Annotated in this window: 1 protein-coding gene; it reads left to right on the plus strand. The window is 60.4% G+C overall.

The annotated features are described in order from the left end of the window. On the plus strand, positions 1-429 hold a 429-nt coding region (locus AC0L21_RS38070; RefSeq protein ID WP_473267150.1), incomplete at both ends, for an SbmA/BacA-like family transporter.

The raw sequence follows: 429 nt of genomic DNA on the forward strand, positions 1-429 counted from the left end.
ATGACGCGATTCTTCGTCAGCCACTACATCTTCCGCTGGCGCACAGCGATGAACGATTTTTATGTCGCCAACTGGCCGCGGCTGCGCACGATCGAAGGCGCCTCCCAGCGCATCCAGGAAGACACGATGCGCTTCGCCAGCACCATGGAAGGTCTAGGCGTCAATCTCATCAGCGCGGTGCTGACATTGGTGGCCTTCCTGCCGGTTCTGGTGAGGTTGTCCAGTAACGTCACCGAGCTGCCTCTGTTCGGCTCGATTTCCTATCCGCTGGTGTTCGCCGCGGTCATCTGGTCGATCCTGGGCACCGGCGTTCTCGCGCTTATCGGCATCCGCCTGCCTGGAATTGAATTTTTCAACCAGCGGGTCGAAGCGGCCTATCGCAAGGAGCTCGTGCTCGGCGAGGATGATACGGCGCGTGCCAATGCGCCG

Source organism: Bradyrhizobium sp. WSM4873, from assembly GCF_055811355.1.